Origin of the sequence: Vibrio sp. 10N.261.51.A4 (assembly GCF_041471945.1) — a bacterium.
Lineage (GTDB): Bacteria > Pseudomonadota > Gammaproteobacteria > Enterobacterales > Vibrionaceae > Vibrio > Vibrio crassostreae_C.
In genome coordinates this window covers 1-308 of sequence record NZ_JBFRPJ010000080.1, presented here as the reverse complement: position 1 = coordinate 308, position 308 = coordinate 1, and the positions used below count along the sequence as shown (strand labels likewise).

The following is a 308-nucleotide window of genomic DNA, read 5'->3' as shown; positions in this document are numbered from 1 at the left end:
GGATGAGTCAGGCTCGTTCGGTGCGCAGACGGTGACGTACGCGGAAAACCAAGTGGCGGACGCGGTAGTGGGTACCTTGTCCGGCAGCGATCTGGATGGCGTGACCAAATACGAGTTCAAACACAGTGACGGCACCTTAAGCACCATCAGTGAAGACGGTTTCTACAGTGTCGATGCGGCCGGCAACATCAGCATCACGACAGCGGGCGTTTCGGCGGAGGTGAACGACTTCGAGCAAGGCACGAACAGTGGCGATTACCAGATGGTGATGACCGACGGTTACGGCTCGACAGCGGAAGCGACGGTGA

1 protein-coding gene is annotated in these 308 nt (G+C 58.4%); it reads left to right on the top strand.

Translation table 11 applies throughout. The annotated features are described in order from the left end of the window. Positions 1–308, top strand: a 308-nt coding sequence (locus AB4384_RS17645) for a hypothetical protein (protein WP_372129882.1), incomplete at both ends; no start/stop codon positions are given.